This window comes from Pseudoalteromonas rubra (assembly GCF_000238295.3).
GTDB classification, from domain to species: domain Bacteria; phylum Pseudomonadota; class Gammaproteobacteria; order Enterobacterales; family Alteromonadaceae; genus Pseudoalteromonas; species Pseudoalteromonas rubra.
The window spans coordinates 92,354-112,960 of sequence record NZ_AHCD03000043.1 but is presented as its reverse complement, the minus strand read 5'-3'; the positions used below and the strand labels follow the sequence as shown (position 1 = coordinate 112,960).

The 20,607-nt window shown below is 45.1% G+C and carries 18 protein-coding genes; 5 read left to right on the top strand and 13 right to left on the bottom strand.

All coding sequences use genetic code 11. The features are described from left to right. Positions 1–516: 516 nt before the first annotated feature. From PRUB_RS20095 to PRUB_RS20075, 5 genes are all read left to right on the top strand, one after another. On the top strand, positions 517–1,767 hold the full coding sequence (locus tag PRUB_RS20095) for an efflux RND transporter periplasmic adaptor subunit (protein ID WP_010386818.1): 1,251 nt from the start codon (positions 517–519) through the stop codon (positions 1,765–1,767). A 9-nt stretch (positions 1,768–1,776) separates the two neighbouring features. After that, positions 1,777–2,505: an ABC transporter ATP-binding protein gene (locus PRUB_RS20090; protein WP_010386817.1), complete on the top strand. Its 729-nt coding sequence runs from the start codon at positions 1,777–1,779 to the stop codon at positions 2,503–2,505. Positions 2,506–2,513: 8 nt separating this feature from the next. Continuing rightward, positions 2,514–4,952: an ADOP family duplicated permease gene (locus PRUB_RS20085; RefSeq protein ID WP_242065268.1), complete on the top strand. Its 2,439-nt coding sequence runs from the start codon at positions 2,514–2,516 to the stop codon at positions 4,950–4,952. 88 nt (positions 4,953–5,040) lie between these two features. Next, the gene (locus PRUB_RS20080) at positions 5,041–6,423 is read left to right on the top strand and encodes a sigma-54-dependent transcriptional regulator (RefSeq protein WP_010386815.1); all 1,383 of its coding nucleotides are present in this window, start codon (positions 5,041–5,043) and stop codon (positions 6,421–6,423) included. 5 nt (positions 6,424–6,428) lie between these two features. Then, positions 6,429–7,751, top strand: coding sequence for a sensor histidine kinase (locus PRUB_RS20075; protein ID WP_010386814.1), 1,323 nt, complete (start codon positions 6,429–6,431; stop codon positions 7,749–7,751). Positions 7,752–7,931: 180 nt separating this feature from the next. Here PRUB_RS20075 and PRUB_RS20070 read toward each other — a convergent pair whose 3' ends face one another. The 13 genes from PRUB_RS20070 to PRUB_RS20010 all read right to left on the bottom strand — a co-directional run bounded on the left by PRUB_RS20070 (position 7,932) and on the right by PRUB_RS20010 (position 20,569). Beyond that, the gene (locus tag PRUB_RS20070; protein WP_010386812.1) at positions 7,932–8,405 is read right to left on the bottom strand and encodes a hypothetical protein; all 474 of its coding nucleotides are present in this window, start codon (positions 8,403–8,405) and stop codon (positions 7,932–7,934) included. Positions 8,406–8,543: 138 nt separating this feature from the next. After that, entirely contained in the window at positions 8,544–8,960 is a 417-nt protein-coding gene (locus tag PRUB_RS20065) for a hypothetical protein (RefSeq protein WP_010386811.1), read from the bottom strand. 117 nt (positions 8,961–9,077) lie between these two features. Next, on the bottom strand, positions 9,078–9,329 hold the full coding sequence (locus PRUB_RS20060) for a hypothetical protein (RefSeq protein ID WP_010386810.1): 252 nt from the start codon (positions 9,327–9,329) through the stop codon (positions 9,078–9,080). A gap of 150 nt (positions 9,330–9,479) precedes the next feature. Further along, positions 9,480–9,701: a hypothetical protein gene (locus tag PRUB_RS20055; RefSeq protein ID WP_010386809.1), complete on the bottom strand. Its 222-nt coding sequence runs from the start codon at positions 9,699–9,701 to the stop codon at positions 9,480–9,482. Positions 9,702–9,820: 119 nt separating this feature from the next. After that, positions 9,821–10,531, bottom strand: a complete 711-nt coding sequence (locus tag PRUB_RS20050) for a hypothetical protein (RefSeq protein ID WP_010386808.1) — start codon at positions 10,529–10,531, stop codon at positions 9,821–9,823. Between the two features lie 446 nt (positions 10,532–10,977). After that, complete coding sequence (locus tag PRUB_RS20045; protein WP_155946362.1) at positions 10,978–11,133, bottom strand: hypothetical protein; 156 nt, start codon at positions 11,131–11,133, stop codon at positions 10,978–10,980. Positions 11,134–11,345: 212 nt separating this feature from the next. Then, positions 11,346–12,083, bottom strand: coding sequence for a hypothetical protein (locus PRUB_RS20040; protein WP_010386806.1), 738 nt, complete (start codon positions 12,081–12,083; stop codon positions 11,346–11,348). A 92-nt stretch (positions 12,084–12,175) separates the two neighbouring features. Beyond that, the gene (locus PRUB_RS20035) at positions 12,176–12,751 is read right to left on the bottom strand and encodes a hypothetical protein (protein ID WP_010386805.1); all 576 of its coding nucleotides are present in this window, start codon (positions 12,749–12,751) and stop codon (positions 12,176–12,178) included. Between the two features lie 110 nt (positions 12,752–12,861). Continuing rightward, the gene (locus PRUB_RS20030; protein WP_242065267.1) at positions 12,862–13,449 is read right to left on the bottom strand and encodes a hypothetical protein; all 588 of its coding nucleotides are present in this window, start codon (positions 13,447–13,449) and stop codon (positions 12,862–12,864) included. Positions 13,450–13,569: 120 nt separating this feature from the next. Continuing rightward, positions 13,570–14,292 carry a L,D-transpeptidase family protein gene (locus tag PRUB_RS20025; protein WP_010386802.1) on the bottom strand — a complete coding sequence of 241 codons (723 nt, stop codon included), beginning with the start codon at positions 14,290–14,292 and terminating at the stop codon, positions 13,570–13,572. A gap of 1,137 nt (positions 14,293–15,429) precedes the next feature. Beyond that, entirely contained in the window at positions 15,430–15,810 is a 381-nt protein-coding gene (locus tag PRUB_RS20020) for a hypothetical protein (protein WP_021032886.1), read from the bottom strand. 551 nt (positions 15,811–16,361) lie between these two features. Next, positions 16,362–19,451, bottom strand: a complete 3,090-nt coding sequence (locus PRUB_RS20015; protein WP_010386800.1) for an efflux RND transporter permease subunit — start codon at positions 19,449–19,451, stop codon at positions 16,362–16,364. Next, the gene (locus PRUB_RS20010; protein ID WP_010386799.1) at positions 19,448–20,569 is read right to left on the bottom strand and encodes an efflux RND transporter periplasmic adaptor subunit; all 1,122 of its coding nucleotides are present in this window, start codon (positions 20,567–20,569) and stop codon (positions 19,448–19,450) included. Before PRUB_RS20010 ends, PRUB_RS20015 begins: the two co-directional genes overlap by 4 nt. Positions 20,570–20,607 lie beyond the last annotated feature (38 nt).

Below are 20,607 nucleotides of genomic sequence, written 5' to 3'. Positions count from 1 at the left end.
ACGTTTCATGTGCACACGAATTTTGGGTGGTTGTACTCGAACAAATGTCTCTTCTCATCAGTCTACTTCCGTGTAGTGTTTAAGCAGATCCCGGCTCGCACGCGTCCGGGATGACGAAGTGGATTATCGGTTTTGCCTGAAACGAGCCGAGCAGCGTGGTATGCAGCAGGCTTTGCCTGGGCACTCAACGTAACACAACAAAACTAATGGCTTGCTTATGGTTGTTATAAAGGCACCCAGCTAAAAAATAAGAAACGCTATAATTTGCAAGGGCATATACCTTCAATTAATGCTTCAACGACCTAAAAATCAAACCGCCTTCCAGGTTGATTAACCACCTTAATAATGCCCTCCACACCGACAGTCTCATCTTTGAGCCTAGTCTCAAATTAAATCCCAAATATGGGACTGAGAAATCCACAAAAAACAAAAGATCGATAAATATCAACAGTTTATAAATTGGCACAATGCCTGCTCTGTTACTCTCAAATTGTTCTTATTCGACCAGGAGTGAAAATGGACATTGCAGTAACAACAAAAAAGACAAGGTCTCCGCGTACCTTAGTCATAGCACTTATCGCGCTAGTGGCAGTGGCTTTTGGTGCTTACCAAGTGTGGCAGTACTCGCGCGCGGAGCTTACACTCAAAGCCAACTCATTAATCATTAACCAGGTTAAAAGAGGCAGTTTCACGGTAACCGTGCGTGGTAATGGCGTGCTGGTTCCTGAAAATGTGCAATGGTTGTCGGCCAGTGGCGATGCCAAAGTAGAAGCGCTGCTTTACAAGCCAGGACAAGAGGTACGCCAGGGCGACGAAATTGTGCGCTTAACGAATCCGCGCTTAGAGCAACAGCTTGCTGAGGCCGAGTGGGAGTTCTCTGCGCTGGAAGCCGAGCATCAGGCCAGTGATTTGGCTGAGCAAGCCGCGATTGCACAACAACGTGCTGATATGTTCAATGCCCGGATGGCAGTTGACGGTGCTGAACACGAATACCAGGCGCATCTTGAGTTAATTGAAACCGGTGCAGTCTCAAAACTGGACTTTCAGCGCGCCAAAATTGCACTTGAGCAGGCACGTCAGACGCTGGCATCCAGAAAAGAGCAAATGGCTGAATCGGCTAAAAGCTTAAAAGCGCAGCAACATGCCCGCTTTGCCAGGCTCAATCAGCTAAAAAACCGGGTGTCGCGCATTCAAACGCAAGTGAATGAGCTGAGTGTCCGCGCATCCATTGATAGCATCATTTTAGCGCTACCCGTTGAAGTTGGTCAGCATGTCAGCATGGGCAGCAACATTGCCAAGCTGGCCGACCAGGGGACGCTCATCGCTGAGCTGCAAGTCCCTGAGCTGCAAATTCAGCAAATCAAGGTAGGCCAGAAGGTCACCATTGACACCCAAAATAACCAGGTTTTGGGCCAGATCACGCGTATCGACCCTGAAGTTGTGCAAGGCAATGTGCAGGTCGATGTTGCCTTTAGTGAGCGATTGCCGAGCGATGCGCGGCCTGCGCTTAGCGTAGATGGTGAAATCACCATCGCAGAGCTTGATAACACGCTGTACGTATCACGCCCCTTATTTACCCAAAGTCAGACCCAATCCAGTATTTACAAACTCAGCTCAGATGGTTTAATGGCCACGCGTACAGCCGTGCAACTCGGGTTGGGCTCTGTCAACTATGTACAAATTATTCAAGGACTTGAAGAGGGTGATCAGATAGTCACTTCTGATCCAAGCCGCTTCGAAAGTTATAACCAATTTAGAATCAACTAGGAAACCGCCATGACTCAACCTGTATTAGCATTAAAAAATCTCAGTAAAGTGTTTTTCTCTGACGACCTGGAAACCCATGCACTGAACGATGTATCACTGCAAGTGCACCAGCAAGAATATATTGCCATTTCCGGGCCATCCGGTTCTGGCAAGTCGACCCTGTTATCCCTGTTAGGTCTGTTGGATACGCCAACCTCAGGGAGTTACCAGCTTGCAGGGCATGAAGTGGGGAATATCAGCAAAACAGAGCGCGCGCAGATACGCAACAATCAAATTGGATTTATCTTTCAGTCTTTTAATTTGATTAGTGATTTAGATGTGATGGAAAACGTCGAGCTCCCCCTCACCTACCGTAAAGATTTAAGTAAGTCGCAGGTTAAGCAAATGGCGGCAGATGCGCTAGCCAAGGTCAATATGAGCCACCGTACTAATCATTACCCGTCGCAGCTATCAGGTGGTCAGCAGCAACGTGTTGCCATAGCCCGCGCCATCGCCGGTTCGCCCAGCTTAATTCTGGCGGATGAGCCTACCGGCAACCTGGACTCTAAAAATGCCCACGATGTACTGGCGCTGCTTGATACCCTTCATCAGGAAGGGGCCACCATTTGTATGGTAACGCACGACCCGCGCTCCGCCGAACGGGCACAACGCAAAATTGAAGTACTTGATGGCCGGATCATTGCCGATCACAAGACGCACGCTGCACAGCCTGAGCTTGCAGGCGTCGTGCACAGTTAAGGGGAAAGATGATGAGTATTCGCAGCGATATCAAATATGCCCTGCGCCTGCTGGCAAAAAAGCCCAGCTTTAGCGCACTCACCGTGTTTGTCATGGCAACAGGCCTTGGCTTAAGTGTTTACCTGTTCTCATTTATGAATACGATGCTATTTAAGCCTTTGCCCTTTGAAGACGGTGAGCACTTAATTGAGCTCACCACCTCAACCAACGGCCAGCGTAATTTTGGTGACTTTAATATTCATGATTTTGCCGAGGTCGAAGCGCAGTTGACCGGAGCCAGTGAGTTTAGCGCCTATCGTAGCGCAATCGTTAATATTGCCGGGCGTGATGGCGCACGCAGATACCAAAGCGCAGATGCGCGTGCCAATTTGTTTGAACTCACCCGCACCGCCCCGTTGTTGGGCAGAACATTTACAGCCGAAGAAGATAAAGTTGGCGCGCAGAATGTAGTGGTACTGGGTTACGATATCTGGCAAAACCATTTTGGTGCAGATCAGGAGATCCTGTCACGCAGTGTGGATATTAACGGCCAGCCCTATCGTATCATTGGCGTGATGCCAGAGGGCTATTACTACCCTCGCCGGGCTCAGCTTTGGCGACCTCTGCGCGATAATCCCCAGCAAGTCTCGCGGGATCAAAACGCTCAGGTAACGGGATTAGCACTGAGAAAACCTGGCATATCAATTGAACAACTAGACAACGAGCTGACGCTGATCATGCAGCGCCTGGAGCAGCGTTATCCAAAAACTAATTCGGGCCTGAGCGCGTATGCACTTACCATGCACCAGTCTACCGCGGATGGCGGCATGTCGGTGGTTTATGTTATGCATACTGCTGCAATCCTTATCTTAGTGCTGGCGTCCGTCAATGTGGGTAACTTGTTATTGTCACGTGCCGTTGAACGCTCTCAGGAAACAGCCATTCGCGTTGCACTGGGCGCACCAACTGGACGGTTACTGAGTCAGCTGTTATGGGAAAGCTTGTTGATCTGTGGTTTGGGTGGTTTGATTGGACTATTGCTCGTTGGCTGGGGATTAGAAATAACGCAAACGGTCACCAATCAATTCTTTACCGACAGACCACCATTTTGGTGGGACTTTGGCATAGACGCATACACCCTGAAAGTCTTTTTTGGTTTCCTGGTGGGTACCATTTTTATCACCGGCTTTTTGCCCGCATGGCGCAACATTAACGGCGACTTTAATGCGGTTCTGCGCGATGGCACGCGCGGTGCGCTGGGCAAAGGCGCTGGTAAACTCAATAAAGCGCTGGTAATTGGCGAGGTATTTTTATCCATCACCATTTTGATTGTTGCTGCTGTGATGATCTCAGCAAGCTATAAGGCCACTTATGCAGATTACGGTGTTAATACCCAGGATAAACTGGTCGGGCAAATTACACTGCCAGCTGAGCAATATCAGACGGATGAACAAAGACGCCAGTTTGTACAAACGCTTAAGACGCAGTTAGACGCCCAAAGTGGGTTTAGCAGCAACATGCTCACATCAGCATTACCGGGTTTTGGGGATAAACGCCCCGCAGTTGCCGTAGCCGGTCAGGAATATGGTCAGCAAGGTTTATCCAGCTACCCAAGAGCCAACCAGATAGCCGTAGTCCCGGGTGCATTGCAACACTTAGAGGCAAAGTTACTCGAAGGCCGCTTTTTTAGTGACTCAGACAACACCGAGGATAAACGCACCGTGATTGTCACAGATAGTTTTGTACAGCAGTACATGAATTCGGAGCAACCGGTTGGGCAACGCGTGCAGTTTATTAATGAAGATGGCAGCAAAGGGCCGTGGTTTACGATTGTTGGTGTTGTTAAACATGTCGTACAAACCATGCCTAACAGAGATAAAGCAGTGAGGACTCCGTCCGTCTATCTGCCTTTTGCACAATCGCCGCGCGCCTCTGTTTTCATCAGTGTGCAACTGCAAAGCGACACACAGAGTGCTAAAACCGCACTAACCCGGGTGGTAAATCAGATTGATCCGCAACTGCCTGTATTCAATATCGCCACTTTGGATGATCGCCTCACGCAACGTGTTGCACCACTGAGATTTGTCGGGGGCGTATTTGTGCTATTCGGTTTAGCTTCGCTGTTACTGGCTGCCAGCGGCATTTACGGGGTAATGGCCAACACCATTTCGCAGCGCACTCAGGAGATTGGGGTAAAACGCGCGCTGGGAGCCAGCGAAAATCGTATCACCGTTGAGTTTTTGCTCTCAGGTACCACACAGCTGCTGCTCGGTGCAGTGCCCGGACTGGCAATCGGCTTAGCACTGGGATACGCCATGTCGGTGCCCATTGGCGTTGAGTTCTTCGATGTCGCAGTAACTGCGGTCGTGCTCACTGGCGTACTTAGCCTGGTGGTATTGCTGGCAACCTACCTGCCTACGCAACGCGCACTCAGCAATGAACCAGCGCACGCGCTTCATAACCACTAACACACCCACAACTAAGCGCAGCTTTTTATATATTCGCTGCGCTTTTGTTGTACACTGAGTTCACTTAAGCGGTTGATAACAAACATTTATGAACGACCCAATTTTAATTCTTGATGACGATGAAGGCATCAGACATGCATTGAGCCTGCTGTTGCTGGAAGAAGGCTACGCCAGTTTACAGGCCAGTTCGCCAGATCAGGCTACACAACTGCTCAAACAGCATACCGTTAGCGTACTGATCACGGATTTAAACTTTACTCAGGATACCACCTCCGCCCAGGAAGGGCTGGCATTGATTGAGCAAATTAGAGCGGACGATGAACATTTGCCAATCATTGCCATTACCGGTTGGGGGAGTATTGAGATTGCAGTTAAGGCGATGCAACTGGGTGCCAACGACTTTGTTCAAAAGCCATGGGAAAACGAGCGGTTATTGACGATCATTCGCACCCAGCTACAGCTTGCAAAAGCCCATAAGCGCACCCAAAAGCTAGCCGTTCACAATCAACTGCTACAAAATGAGTTGGGTGTGGTGTCGGGGCTGATAGCCCATTCCGAGCCCATCAAGCACGTCCTGTCGACTTTATCTCAGGTGGCCAAAAGCGATGTCAGTGTGCTGCTGACGGGAGAGAATGGCACAGGAAAAAGCCTGTTTGCGCGGTATTTACATGATTTATCGCCCCGAAAAGACGAGCAGCTGATCAGCGTAAATATGGGTGCAGTCAGCGAAAACTTATTCGAAAGCGAGATGTTTGGCCATGTTAAAGGCGCTTTTACCGATGCCAAGTCGCACCGCATTGGCCGCTTTGAGCTGGCCGATGAAGGCTCGCTGTTTTTAGATGAAATTGCCAACACCCCCTACTCTCAACAAGCCAAGCTTCTTCGCGTACTCGAAGAAAGGCAGTTTGAAAAAGTCGGTGCCAGTAAAACACAGTCAGTCAATATTCGTTTAATTACCGCCACCAATGCCAACCTGGATGACGCCGTGCACCAAGGTAGTTTTCGAAAAGATCTGCTATATCGCATCAATACCGTGCAGGTTCATATTCCACCCTTGCGAGAACGCCAGGCCGATATTTTGCCGCTGGCGCAGCACTTTTTACGGCGCTCAATTGATAAGTACGCGGCACAGGGGCGCGTTTTAACGCCGCAAGCACAAAGTGCCCTGCAAGCATACCATTGGCCCGGTAATGTCAGAGAGCTGGCTCATCTGATGGAACGGGCACACATTCTGGCGCCCACCGAACAAATTGATGTTACGCACCTCAATTTACCTTCACAGCAGCCGCGCCAAAGTGCCGTATTCACTGAGGGCACGGAGCAGGAACCACTGATGACCCTGGCTGAGCTGGAGCAAAAAGCCCTGGAACGCCGTATGTCACACTTTCAGGGGGATGCCGTTGCCGCTGCTCACTCATTAGGGCTGAGCCGCAGTACCTTTTACCGGCGTTTAAATAAAACAGGTAAATAATACTTATGCCTAAGTCAGCGTCATACGAATCTCAGCTTTGCTATTTGTACCTTGCCAGTGCTGTGCCTTTGCTCTTTTTGCTCATTATCACCATGCTGCTCACCGACATATCGGTGTGGCTGGTGGCGCTGTGCGCACTGCTGGGCGTGATAGTGCTGACCTGGAGTACCTTATATATCAAACAAAAAGTGGTGTACCAGCTGCGAACCCAAACCAATTTGGTGGAAGCCCTAGCACAAGGTGACTACACACTCAGGGCACACACTGGCCCCCATGAAAATGAATTAACGCCGCTGTTTAATGCCATCAACCGACTTGCCGAACGTTTGAGTGCACAGCGCTGGCAGTCAGCAGAATCTCAACAGCTGGTGCAAACCGTACTTGAGCATATCGATGTGGCGATTTTGGCCATAGACGACCAGCAGAGCATTGCGTTGTCTAACCCTGCTGCACAAACCCTGTTCGCACTGAATGACACTCATACAAAACAGGCCCTGCCCAGGGCACTAGCCGCAGTCAGCCAACTGGAGTCCGGGCAAAGCCAGGTGATTGAACTGCCCGTGGCACTGCAAACCAAGCGCTACAATGTGCATGCAGAGCAATACCTAAGTGAAGGCAAAGCTTATAAACTGCTGTTTATTACCGATGTGCATTCTTTATTGCGCAGCGAAGAGCGCCACGCCTGGCAAAGGCTGATCAGAGTAATGAGCCATGAGATAAACAACTCACTTTCTCCGATCACCTCTATTTCGCAAACCTTAGTGAAAATCGTCAACAAACGCTGCGAGCCGGCCATCCAGGCGCCGCTCACCGAGAACTTAAAATTTATTCAGCATCGCGCCGGCGAACTCAGTAAGTTCATCGAAAGCTATAATCAACTGGCCAGACTGCCAGAGCCAGAGCGCCAGACTTGCTCACTACACACGCTTGTCGCCAATTGCCAGAAGCTCTTTCCAAAGTGTGAATTCAATCTGCTCAATGCGCACGACCTGTCGCTCTGCGTCGACCCGGCTCAATTTGAGCAGCTGTTTATCAACCTGTTTAAGAACGCCTGCGATGCCGCAGAGCAAGCCAATGTAGACTGCCAGATAGAGATTGACTGGCAGCTTATCAATCAGCAAGTGCGCATTACCATTTGCGACAATGGCATTGGCATAACAAACACCGACAACTTATTCGTGCCCTTTTACAGCACCAAGCAACAAGGCTCAGGTATTGGCCTGGTACTCTGCCAGCAGATCATTGAGGCACATCAGGGGCGCTTATCTTTATACAATCGCCAGACGCAACCCGGGTGCTGTGCCGTACTGGCGCTGGAATATTCATAGTGGGTTGATGATAGTAAAGTCGAGGATACTCATCATTTATGGCGTTGAGCAAACAAATAAACCTCTAAGTATCTTTTATTCCAACACTATTACGCCTCGCTCAACCGGCGCAGAATTGCAAGCTAAATAACGGCGAAAGGACGCAAACCTGCTTTGCATCCTTTGTGGTTTCAGCTTTTGTTATACATCCTTACCAAAGTAGCGCTCAAACAAGCGTGGACACATGAATTTTTCACTATTTTCCTTGAAGAACCAGCATGAAGAATATTGAACATGACAAAAAACAGCGTCTATAAAGTAAGCCAAATCAATCAAGTGTTTACTCGACTCCTTATGATTTAGCCCTGTAGAGAACCTAACTTTAATTAAGTCTGATTTTACATGTTTGTTTGCTTTGAAATAAGCACGCAATCCGCGTTCAAAATAGTACTCTGTTCCAAAGGCATTTCCTTCAATTTCCCACCCACTCTGATGCATTTGCTTTTTAGTTGCAACGCCACGTAAGTAGCTTCTGGCTATTGCTAAATTTTTGGGAAGGCACTCCCCGGAACGAAATCGAATTAGCTTTTCGCAACAATCAAGTAGGTAACGTTTCACCAAAACCTCTTGCTTGTTGTTCTGGCTAATTAATTTTAGTTTGTTAGTTAAACTCATATTTAAGGCATCGCTTGATGCAATTTAACCCAAGCTGTTTCTTTAGCCTCACTTTCTTGTGAAGCTTAAGAAACAAATGGGAGCAATAAAAGTAGGGCTCAAAAGTCTGGTGCAAAATGCAAGACCTGACCCCGGTATTCACTTTCTTCGTTCATAAAAACGTTTTTCTCGTTCTTTGTTTTTTCTTGCAGTACCAATGCGCCAACCCATGTAATGATTGACATCATCAACTGCATCTTGAGCACAACTCTTAACCCAATCACTAGGATCTTTTAAAGCTCGCAACAAAACTGGTTTAACTATGTTCTTTTCCAATGTGCCATGATTCATAGCTGTATAAGCGAACCCTCGCACTGAATTACCACGAATAGTTTCGTCAGGGTGCTCAGACAACCGAACACTCACTTCTTGAGTGAACTTCCAATTGTCATGGCAAAAACCTAATTTCATAGGAATTAAAATCAATACTTCACGATCGTCATTTTTTATTGCTTCCCAAACCTCTGAGTCAGAAAACTCATTTTTATGAACGTCTCGATATATCAATCCACTCATAAGACAATTGACACCTGAAGCACCGCCAACATTACCAGGCCCGCGTACTATGATTTAGTATTTCTTGGTTTAGCATTCAATTACAACATCTCCTTCACCGAGACGTACATAATTGAACTATTTAGTATCAATATTCACTTCTTGCCAGTATTGAGGATCGTCTGTTTCACCATCTTCAATAATTCGATACTCACTGCTTGGTGAATCGCATTGCTTTTGAGGTAATTTGGTGAAAATTGATCCTGATGAAATTCCATGCTGATCACACTTTTTGAGAAGCTTAATAGAGTGCTCAATCAGGTTTTTATTACCAATAAGCTCCGCTTTCTCCTCTAGAGTATCACAGCTGGATATTTTATCGACGAGCATTAAAAGCTCCTTCTCTAAAATTTGATATACGAATTCCATGACTCTCTCAAAAAACGTAACGCCGAAAATAATCGGCTAAAAATAGTTGGTTATAATTTGTGAGATGCGAACAAAGCCAAGTACTTTTATCCGCGCTCTTAATTTGCGTTGTTATATGTGCAGTAACTTTAAGTCTGCATCACCAGGTTCAAAAAGTTCAAGCCAAACAGTCATGCCATTTTCGTCGCTACACTCAATATCAATAGCCTCACCGTAAATATCAACGATTGTTCCAACGTCGCCAACTTTTGGAGCACGTGAGCCGATGCTCTTTTCAGAATGAATAAAAACCTTGTTTAGAGATATAATTTTTACAACGGAGTATTGTTTCATTTAATTCTCAAGTGCATATAGCGCCTTGATTAGCCGACGCTGTTATAGATACGCTTTAAGCTAGTATAAGCATATAGCACAAAGCGAAAGAGTTGTTGACTGTCCGCTATAGTAACTTGTTAGGTTGATTGCTTTACAATTTTGGCTTGAACTCTCAAACTCTCTTTAGCTTCACCGCCAGAAAGGATTTTCAACGTACTTTCTGAAACACCAAATACAAACTCCGTCCCTTGCTCAGGCCCCACAGAATGCTTAGGGTGTATTCTGATTTCCACTACGGGTTCTTCTAGTAAGTCTCTGTTCGTCAACCGTACCCAAAATTCACCATCTCCTTCCAAGATTGGGAACTTTCCACTACTTGAGTCATAAACAACTACAGAGTCTCGTAGGTTAGGATTTATTAAAAGTCTGACTTGGGTAGTGCCTGATACGTCCTCGAACCCAGTAACCGAGCCTATTTTAGCTTCAAGTTCTTTGATGCGTTTTCCCAGAGTTTCGTACTGCGACTTTGCTTGCTTAGATACTTCTGAAACACTACCAACAATTATATCTTTATGGGAGTTCAATGCGGTTGAAGCAGTTGTAGACTTTTCATTTACCAATGAGTTTATTTTATTTTGATTAGCTTCAACTGTTTTTGAAAGTTCGAATAGGTGACTCACGACCAAACTTTGTAATAACATGATCATAAATATCGCAATAGCCCAAAAATGCTTTTGTTTCTTGGCTATTGCACTATCATCTGACACTGGGAAGAAAAACTCTGTCGCCACAAATGAAGCTATTGAAAAAAGCAATCCCCAGACGTAAGCATTATTCAAGTATTCCATTACTACCCTTTTGATTTTCCTTAACTACCTCAAGATTAGCTGAGTAATTTCCTGCTGTCGACTTTGAAACCAAACAGTGTATTAGTAAGAGCACAGAAGCAGACACCCATTCTAAAACTTGTCTGCCAACTTCGGCAGGTTCAACTTGGAAGAGCACCAACTTTAGCTCTGTCTCACCTTCTCATCAGTTTGCTTCAGCGTGATGCTTAAGTAGATCCCGGCTCGCATGCATCCGGGATGACTGAGTTGTTTGTCAGCTTTGGTTCCACCCTGAACAAATTTCTGTGTTATCCGCTAACGCAAAACAGCGCCAGGCGATGCTGGCGCTTTGCTGCGACTTAGGGCCTTAGAAGCTCGAATTCTACGGAAGAGAAGAAGCAGACATCCATTCCAAAACTTGTCTGCAACAACGCTGGGGGTATGTGTTTTTTATTTTGAGTAACTTGTCAGAAGCCGCGTTCCAATATTGCTTCCCGTATTCCTAATAGTGTTTGCGCTATATGCAGAGTATGTTCTTTATCTGGATTTAGTCCCATCCTCTCTGACTCAATATTTTCTAGGTACTCAGCAATTACTTCTGGTTCAACATCTTCAATCAACATAGAAAAAACCTTTGGTAAATATGAGTGATATTCACCCCTTGATTGAGCAATACCTCTAATACCAATGGGGTCCCACATATAATGTAATACCTCATCAGTTTGACTGATATAGTTTTTTCTCTTGTTCACCAAGGACTTTATTCATAAATCAATCAGACCTTCTAACGCTATGCTAAGCAACTGGCGGAACGTAAGCTCTAATTAAGCGCCTGTTAAGTGCGGGCCCTATTCAACCACCACAAGTTAATAAACGAAGTAATTTGATACAACCAAATGCCAGGAATAAATATGCCTAATAAGGTGATTAGTGACATTGACCAAGTAGACATGCTCGCGAATGCAATTGTAAATATTGTCACCTGGATGCTTATAGAAAAAATGACCCATTTCACACTAACCAACAATCTTTGCCATTTAATGAACCAAATAATCGAGTAAACAAGAAGTATCAAAGCTAATATCAATGAAAACCAATCTAAAAATTTAAAGAATAACATTCTTTGATAGCCTTTCTTTTCCTTTAACTTCCATTCGATTTCTAGCTTTTCAATAGATTGGTCTGCGATGCGACTTAATACTCCTCTGGGGTATTCATTCTGCTTAGTTCGTTCAGAATAGAGGCGATACTCTTCTATATTTGAGAACATGTACGAATTTGAAAACAGCACACTACGTAATGCTATTTCGTAAACCCCTCTTTCATCTCTATACTCGCTATTGCGAATTTCGAATTCAAAAATCTCTTTAACCAAAGCTGAAGGCTGCTCAATGGTCGGTCGCCTTGAACATTGAGAGTGTGCATTGACTTCAATTACATATAAAAAATTTTTGCAATCTCCTTTGTCGCACTCAGCAAAAATCCTATCTTGTGTGGAGGCACAAGAAAGAGCCACAACGTCATTAGAAAATAAAATGACGAAGATTGATAACAACCAAAGTCTATGATTCATGTGTAGCCTTATCGTCTCGCTTAACCGGCGCAAAATTGCAGGCTAAACTACGCGAAAAAATAAGCGCAAGCCTGCTGTTTTGCGTCCATATTTTAATTAACTTGTTGTACGTTTTTCAAAGAGTACGTTATTGTATCAAAGCCTGCATAAGACCTTTTATATATATCTTTAATATCTCGAATACTTGTATCTATTTCAGCAAAACTGTCTTGATTTATAAATATTTTAAAGCTATAACCTTGTGCATTTTCGATATGAAAAACATCAAGCTGAAAAAGCGCTTCTGTACCTACCTCTGTTATGCGAGCTACTTTCTTCCTTTCATTACCAAATTCATAATAAGTTAACTGAACAATTATTAAACCTTTATCACTCTCAAAAAACTCTAAGTCTAAAGAAGTTTTATTAAGTTCACTCACGGGGTTTTCGATGAAGTCTGACTTATTAAAACCAAAATATTGCTCTAAAAACACAACTGAGAGTAACAGATTGTGAACTGGGGTGCTTTCAGAGCTTTTTGTTAACTTAATTGACCAGCTATTATGCTCGTAACCCAAAGCAATAAGATTAAGCTGTGTGTCTGTCAGAGGAAGTATTTTTTTAGTTCCAGAATCACAACCTAAAGTGATCGCAACTAAGAAAATGAAAATAAACTTTAAGAACTTCACTGTATTTAAAGCTCCTGACGCACAAGCCCAGTGAGCGCCGCTACACTTGTGGCGGCCTAGTGCCGACCCAGGGGCACTTACAGGGCCGGGCTTCATTGATTTATTAGGTATTAGTTTAATTTTTCACCGGGAAGTTCGAAATTGTCTTCATTCAATAGCTCAGCTTGAGCGATCCTCTTCTCAGACTCCTCTTTCGATAAAACGCCTTGCTCTGCGAGCCATCTAAACTTGTCCTTTTCTTGATCTAATCCGTTCTCTAAATTGATATCTCCATACCAGCTCAATAACTGCGTCTTTCTTCGAGAGTTAAGCTCGGTGATGATTTCATCATGCTTCTTGTCTTGAATAATGAAAATATTTCCGTTATTAGTTTTAAATACGGTGTACTTTACTGTGGAAAAATATGCCCAAATGACGCAAATCAAGCCTACTACAAGCCAAAATCCCTTGCCTGAGAGTGAGGCTCCGGAGTAAATTGCATAACCCATTTGGAATACACCAAGAGCGCACCATATATAACCTACATTACTAAGCCATTCATTTTTCTCAATTTGTATAGATGATTTCTGAGGGAAATCTGCATAGTTGAAATCAGTATCACCAGAGCCAGATTTATCTTCATATGCAAAATTAAAATAGTCATCATGAAATGTGAATGTATGCTTGTTGGATTTCTTTTTCTGTACGATTTCCATCATTGTTCCAGTGGTGGTGTGATTGCCTAATGCTACGCTAAAAGGCGTAAATGTGCGACGAAAATGGCGAAGCTGTCGCGTGTTTGCGTCCCAGTGACAACAGGGAGCGACTTAAACGCTTTGTCATGTGTCATGCTGAAACTTCCCAAAATAGTTTGAAAGATCAATGTACAGTTCGTTTACCCATTCAGGCTTACCTGACGCTAATTTTAGAATATCATTTTTTCTGGGATCTGAAGGTGCAATAGCAACAGAGACAGAGTTTTTACCTACTAAAGTAGTTAAGATAAACAACTCTTCTATAACTTCATCCCCCATAGCTAAACAGCCTATTGAAACCGCTTTTCCATGAATGAATATATTCGTACCGGGTTCAGTCCTTCCCTCTATTTGAGCATTTTTTAAGTCAAATTGATTGGGGTAGTTTAATTTCATCGATAAATGGAAAGCGCTGTTTGGATTTAAATACTCTAAGCCGTAGATGCCTTCTGGAACTTGCTTGTCACCTTCTTTTAGTTTGGGCCCAAGAACTCCACTTGCAGCCAGAATTGGATATGATCGAACATAAACTTGTTTGTTTCCGTGTGTTACCCACAATTCCAATTGCTTAGTGTCTTTAATCGCAAGCAAAGTGACTTGTGAAGGAGGGTATTGGATACCTGCTTTTTGAAAAAAGGGCTCAAGCCTATTATGCGTTTCACTTTCGTATCTACTTACTACATCTGAAACAGTCTGTTTTCCAACTACTTTTTGATACATAGGAACCCAAATCGGCCGCATAAACAGATATACACAGACAATGCCAATAAGTAATGCTGCTATGGTTAAGTATTTAAAAATGTTCAATATTCAAATCCCTTTGGCACATCACAGTGTGTTAGTGAGAATGCTGATTCATGCCTGTTTCCAAGGTCTTTACAGCCCACCAAAAAATTATTCTCAATAATAACAGAACCTTACAAACAACACCTTTTACCTTCAAGTCTATACCTATCTGTAGAAAACGAAACTCGGTATTAACGAGGCTTACGGTCTCGTTATAGACTTTGCATGGACACTAAGTTTAACCTTTTATTCGCTTCTTTTTATACCAGAATACTGTTTCGTAAATACACAAAACTGCAAGCCCACCTGCCCAAATTTGAAATGCTAATACTATTTCCGGTATACCGCAAGCTCCAGAATAAGCCTGTCCCCAATGCCAAAGGTAAGCAGGTAAATACGTAAAAGAGGTAATAAATAATAAAGGAACCCACACTCTTTTTCGTTCTGACAATAGCCGCAATATTATTGCAGCAATCAGTAACGCTAAAGCTAATGTAAAATATAATTTAGCTTGAAGCTCGTGAGACTCAATAAGCCCCTCAGGTGGTTGGAAGCAAGCAAAAGAGTTGACCGAAGCCAAAGCGAAAAAATTAAGACAATAATTCTGAACATTGCTTTCCTAATACTTTACCAGTACGTGCATAAATGATTGGCTAAAATTAGTCACGAAAGGAGCACACACTTAAAACTCTGAGTAGCGTAGTCTAGGTTTAGGGTCGAAGTACACAAGGAAGTCATTCCTCTCAACTTCGTTAGATAAATAAACCCTCAGTACCTTCTCACTTCCCCAAGTTTGAAAATTAATATTACTAACATTCTCCTTACAGATATTAAAAACAACCACATCGTCTTGAATAAGTTTTACGCTTACAGAGCAGTTATTAAATGGAGAATGTGTAAATATCAACTTACCCCCGTTTTCATAACGGTAAGATAAATGAAAACATCCCCTCGTCATGATCATATTCATCAGAATAGCCAAAGCCTCTATCAAAAAACTCTAATTCATCTGGATACTGATAATTCAAGTGTAAACCTCTTATACCGCGCGGGCAGATAACTCCACATTAATAGGCTTTTTATTGTTGGCTAAAATGTTGAACGGAGTGAAAAAAGCCACCTGTTGAAAGTCCGTTTCAATGCCTTGTTATCAGCATTTTACTCTTGCTTTGTTTTTGTAACGACTATATCTAAAGCTTTTTCTATTTCAATCGAACTTTCTACGTTTTTAATATGAATTTTTTCCTGAATAGAAACACTAATTTGAATTTCACGGCCTTCTTTTTTAGCTTTAGCCTTTGCTGAAAATATTTTGTCAAATAACTTAGATATATAATAAACACTTAAACCAGCGACAACATTGCTGCCAATTGAAATAAGAACTTGAGTTACTTCAGGAGCAGAGAAACCTTCCGTAATGCTAAGATACAACCCTTTTTCTGAAAAGTTATCAGCTTCTTCAGAGCTTATTGGTTGGAAATATTCTCGACCGGGGCCGATTATTTTTATATTGAAAGACTGCAAATCTAATTCATTCATCCATAACCTCAGATACTGCCAAAAATATATTAGTGAGAATGCCGGTTTAAGCCTGTTTCCAAGGTCCTTACAGCCCACTACTAAAACAGCTTATTCATATTAATAACAATAACCTACCACCTAAAACCCTTGTCTACAAGTCTATAGCTGTCTGCAGAAAACGAGACCTGGTATTTGCGAGACTAACGGCCTCGCTATGCAAAACTGCTAATGCGATAAATTTCATAAACTTAAAAATAGTTATGGCATAAACGAGACTTAAAAGTTCGGAGAAAGCGAGAATTGTGGCTCTTGAAAGTTGCGGGGGCTTCGTATAGACACCTACTTTAGCTCTGTCTCACCTTCTCATCAGTTTGCTTCAACGTGATGCTTAAGTAGATCCCGGCTCGCACGCGTCCGCAATGACTGAGTTGTTTGTCAGCTTTGGTTGCACCCTGAACAAACTTCTGCGTTGTCCGCTAACGCAAAAAAGCGCCAGGCGATGCTGGCGCTTTGCTGCGACTTAGGGCCTTAGAAGCCCGAATTCTGCGGCATGTTACTGGGTGTACTGATTAGCTCATGGCAAGTGCGGGGGTTGCTTTCGCAGTTGCCCGAGCTTTGGCCTTACGTGCCTCGCGACGTGTCGCAAGTTTTACGTAGAAGGCCGGTAATACAAACAAGGTAAATAAAGTGCCTACCATCATGCCTGCAACCAGAATAATACCTATGCTGTTACGTGCCTCAGCACCTGCTCCGGTTACCAGCATCAATGGGAAGTGACCCAACACCGTTGCTGCAGTAGTCATCAGGATAGGACGTAACCGAGTTGCTGCTGATTCAACCACAGCATCCAGTTTACTGCGCCCTTCCTCTTGTAAATGATTCGCGAATTCCACAATCAAGATACCGTTTTTCGCAATCAAGCCTATCAAAGTAATTAAACCAATCTGAGAGTAAATATTCATCGTTGTCAGCTCAAAGTAAGACAGTGCCAGTGCGCCCATCATTGCCAGCGGTACACTGCCCAGCAAGACCACCAGCGGATCTCTGAAGCTGTTGAACTGAATGCTCAGTAGCAGATAAACAATCACCAAAGACACCGCCATGACACCCAGCAGGCTGTTGCCTTGCTGTCTGATCTGTCTTGATTCACCTGCGTAATCAATCATGTAAGAAGGAGGCAGAACTTCTTTAGCCGCTTCTTCCAGCGCCGTTAGTGCCGCTTCTTTGGTTGAGCTTGGCAGCACACCACCGAAGATACGAAACGCATTTTGTTGACCAAAGCTGCTAAGCTGACGCGGTACCGTGGTCCAGTTGATTTCAGCAATGGCAGACAAAGGAACCATAGTGCCGTTGTGCGCCTTAATTTGCAGGCTCAGTAATTTCGACGGATCCGTTTTAATCTGGCTGTCTACCACAGGGATGACCTGGTAGGCCTTACCTCGGGCGTCAAAGCGGTTCACATAGTTGTTCGAAAGCAAGATACCCAGCTGACGACTGACATGGGCCAGGTCCATACCCAAATCTGCAATTTGTTCACGCTTCAGGGTTACTTCAATTTGTGGCAAGTCAATTTTCAGGTCTGTGTCTGCATACAGGAAGTGACCACTACCAAACGCTCTGCCTATCAGCTGATCGGCAAACTGTTTCATTTCTTCATAACTGGCTGACGATTTAACCACCATTTCCACATCAAACTGACCCGCAGTCGGTAATGGTGATGGCAAAATTGGCAGCGGATTAATACCCGGTAACTGTGCCAGACGACCATACACCTGAGGGATGAGTGACATCGTTGTGAAGTCACGCTCCGATGCGCTGATGAACTCTACCCCACCAAATGCACTGTTAGTGAAGATGTTTTGCCACATCTGCGTTGTGCCCGGCATTTCCAGTAAGGTATCAACCACACCATGCATGTTGTCTTCGTTGTAAGTCAGTGATGACTCAGGCGGAGACTGTACCAGTACATAAATCTGGCTTTGATCTTCAACCGGGGCCAACTCTTTTTTCGAGCCGGTGAAAAATGGCACGACCATCAGGCTTAATACCATGGCGCCTAACAGAATTTGATTGCGCCAGCTCAAAGAAGCACTCAGTACGGTTTTATACTTTTTACGTAACCAGTCAAATCCACCATTTACTTTGCGTGTCAGTTTTGTTTCTTTGCCACCCGGAGGCGTTACATAAGCACTCATGATAGGCGACAAGGTCACAGCAACAAATCCGGAAATCACGACGGCAATGGCCAGTGTAAAGGCAAACTCTTTGAATAAGATCCCGGTCAGCCCTGAAAGGAAGCCGATTGGCAGGTATACCATCGCCAGTGTCAGCGTCATCGAAACAATGGGCACAAACAGTTGTCTGGAGCTTTCCAGTGCAGCCTGTAACTTAGGCTTACCTTCACGAATGTAACGCGAAACGTTTTCGACTACGACGATGGCATCATCCACCACCAGGCCAACTGAGAGCACGATGGCCAGTACCGTTAGTAAGTTCATTGAGAAACCGACCACATACATGGCTGCAACCGCGCCCAGAATTGAAATAGGAATGGTCACCAGCGGCACAGCGGCACTTCTGAATGAGCCCATCATGAACAAGACCACAGCACCCACCAACACAACCGTTTCAACCAGCGTCTTAAAGATTTCGTTCAGTGCGTCACGCATATATAAGGTGCCGTCGTAGGCATAGTTAATACGGATGCCATCAGGCAGGGTTTCGTTGATTTCATCGGTCATCGCATATAAGGCATCACCAATGGCAATTTCGTTTGCACCTGGCAGCGGCCAGACCGAGATATACACGGTATCTTGCTGGCTTAAACGTGCACTGATAGTTGGCTGCTCAGAACCCAGTCTGACAGTGGCGACATCGCGCAGATAAATGGTTTCGTTGTTCGACTGTCTGATAACCATGCGCTTGAATTCATTTAAATCTTTCAGCTGGGTGTTGGCCACCAGGTCAATGCGTTGCTTGCTGGTCTCGGTAAAGCCCAGAGTGGCAATCGTGTTGTTTGCAGCCAGTGCGCTGTACACTTCGTCAGCGCTCAGGCCAAATGCATCCAGTTTCGCTGAGTCCAGGTCAACTCGCAGCGCCGGGGTACGGCTACCTTCTATCGCGACCCGTTGTACACCCTCAATGCCATTAAGCACTGGTGTAACCTGACGTGATAAGTAATCCGTTAGCTGAATAAGCGACACGCCTTCATTTTCAATATTCAGATAGAACAAGGCATGAGGTCTGTCAGCGCGCTGTACAGTCACAACCGGATCTTCGGATTCTGACGGCAACATGTAGCTGACCTGACCCAGCCGGGCAGTCAGCTCAGCCAGCGCCTTGGAGCTGTCTTCATTCAGGTTAAGGTACGCAGTCACAGTGCTGACCCCAGCCGTTGTGGTCGATTCCACATAGTCAATGCCAGGGACCGTGGCTGTTACACGCTCTATGGGTTCAGTCACAAACCCTTTTACCGTATCAGCCGATGCGCCGATATAAGTGGTCGAGACCACCAAAGACGAGCTTTCTATTTTAGGAAATTGCAGGACGGTGATCTTCAACACAGACCATAGCCCACCGATGCAAATCATGGCAGATAACACCACGGCCAGCACCGGCATAGTTACAAATCTATCCATAAAGTGGGCTTTATTTTTCATAGCGAAACTCCTTCTTTCTGAGTGTCTTCCATTGCAACAGACTGTTCGGGTTGCTGAGGCTCTGAGACAAACGTTTTCAGGCCGCTGCGCAGTTTGAATGCCCCCGCGCTGGCGATCAGGCGGTCTTCCTCAAGACCATCCGTGATCATGACCATGTCACCCAGACGCTCACCCAGCTCGACCTGCTGACGTGTTGCTCTGAGTGTGCCCTGTTCGTCTTTCTCCAGCAGATAAACATAGTCACCCAGTTGGTCCTTAACGATGGCCAGGTAAGGCACCGCAATAACTTCCTGATTGGTGCCTATCGGCAAGCTGATCTTAACCAGCTGATTCGTGTTCAACTGCTCGGTACGCTCGATGCGCGCACGGTATTTCAGTTGTCTGGATGCTGCTGTCATACCAGGCTCTACCGACTCAACGTAAGCCACTTGCGGGGCCGCGTTGTCACCAACCAGAGACACGCGAATCGGGGTATTGATGGCCAGTGCCTGATAGGTTTGTGGTACCGAGAAATCCACCCACATGTGCTCCTGCAATCCAACCATGTTGGTCAGTATAGTGTTAGGTGCCAGGTATTGGCCGACTTGCAGGTCGTGTATCCCAACATATGCGGTAAACGGTGCCTTAATGACTTTCTTATCAATACGCGCTGTAAGTAAGTCAACCTGTGCGCGGAACTCAGCCAGCTGCGTGATGGCTTCTTCCAGTTGCTGGTCGCTGAACTTTTTGCGCTCGTGCAGGTTGCGATAACGGACCAGTGTGCTTTCCTGCTGCGTGACGCGCGCCCTGGCCGCGGCCAGTTGTGCCAGCTCTTCTGCATGATCAATCTCTAACAGGGGCTCACCCGCTTTGACTAAGTCGCCCGACTTAAAGTGCAACTGAGTGATTTTACCCGATACCTCATTCACCAGATTGATGGTTTGTGGTGCTTTAATCACACCACTGATATCTATGTATGACTGATACGGTACTGTCTCTACACGCATTGCTTCTACCGTCGCGGCTTGCTCTGAAAACTCGGTATTACGTGCTTCGATCATGCGCCCTTTAAGGGCAATACTTCCTACTACCAAAGTGGCAACAACACTTGCTGTTGAAATCCAGGGTTTAATATTCATGACTTTCTCCTTTTCCTTTACCTTGGGGAACAGCCCGA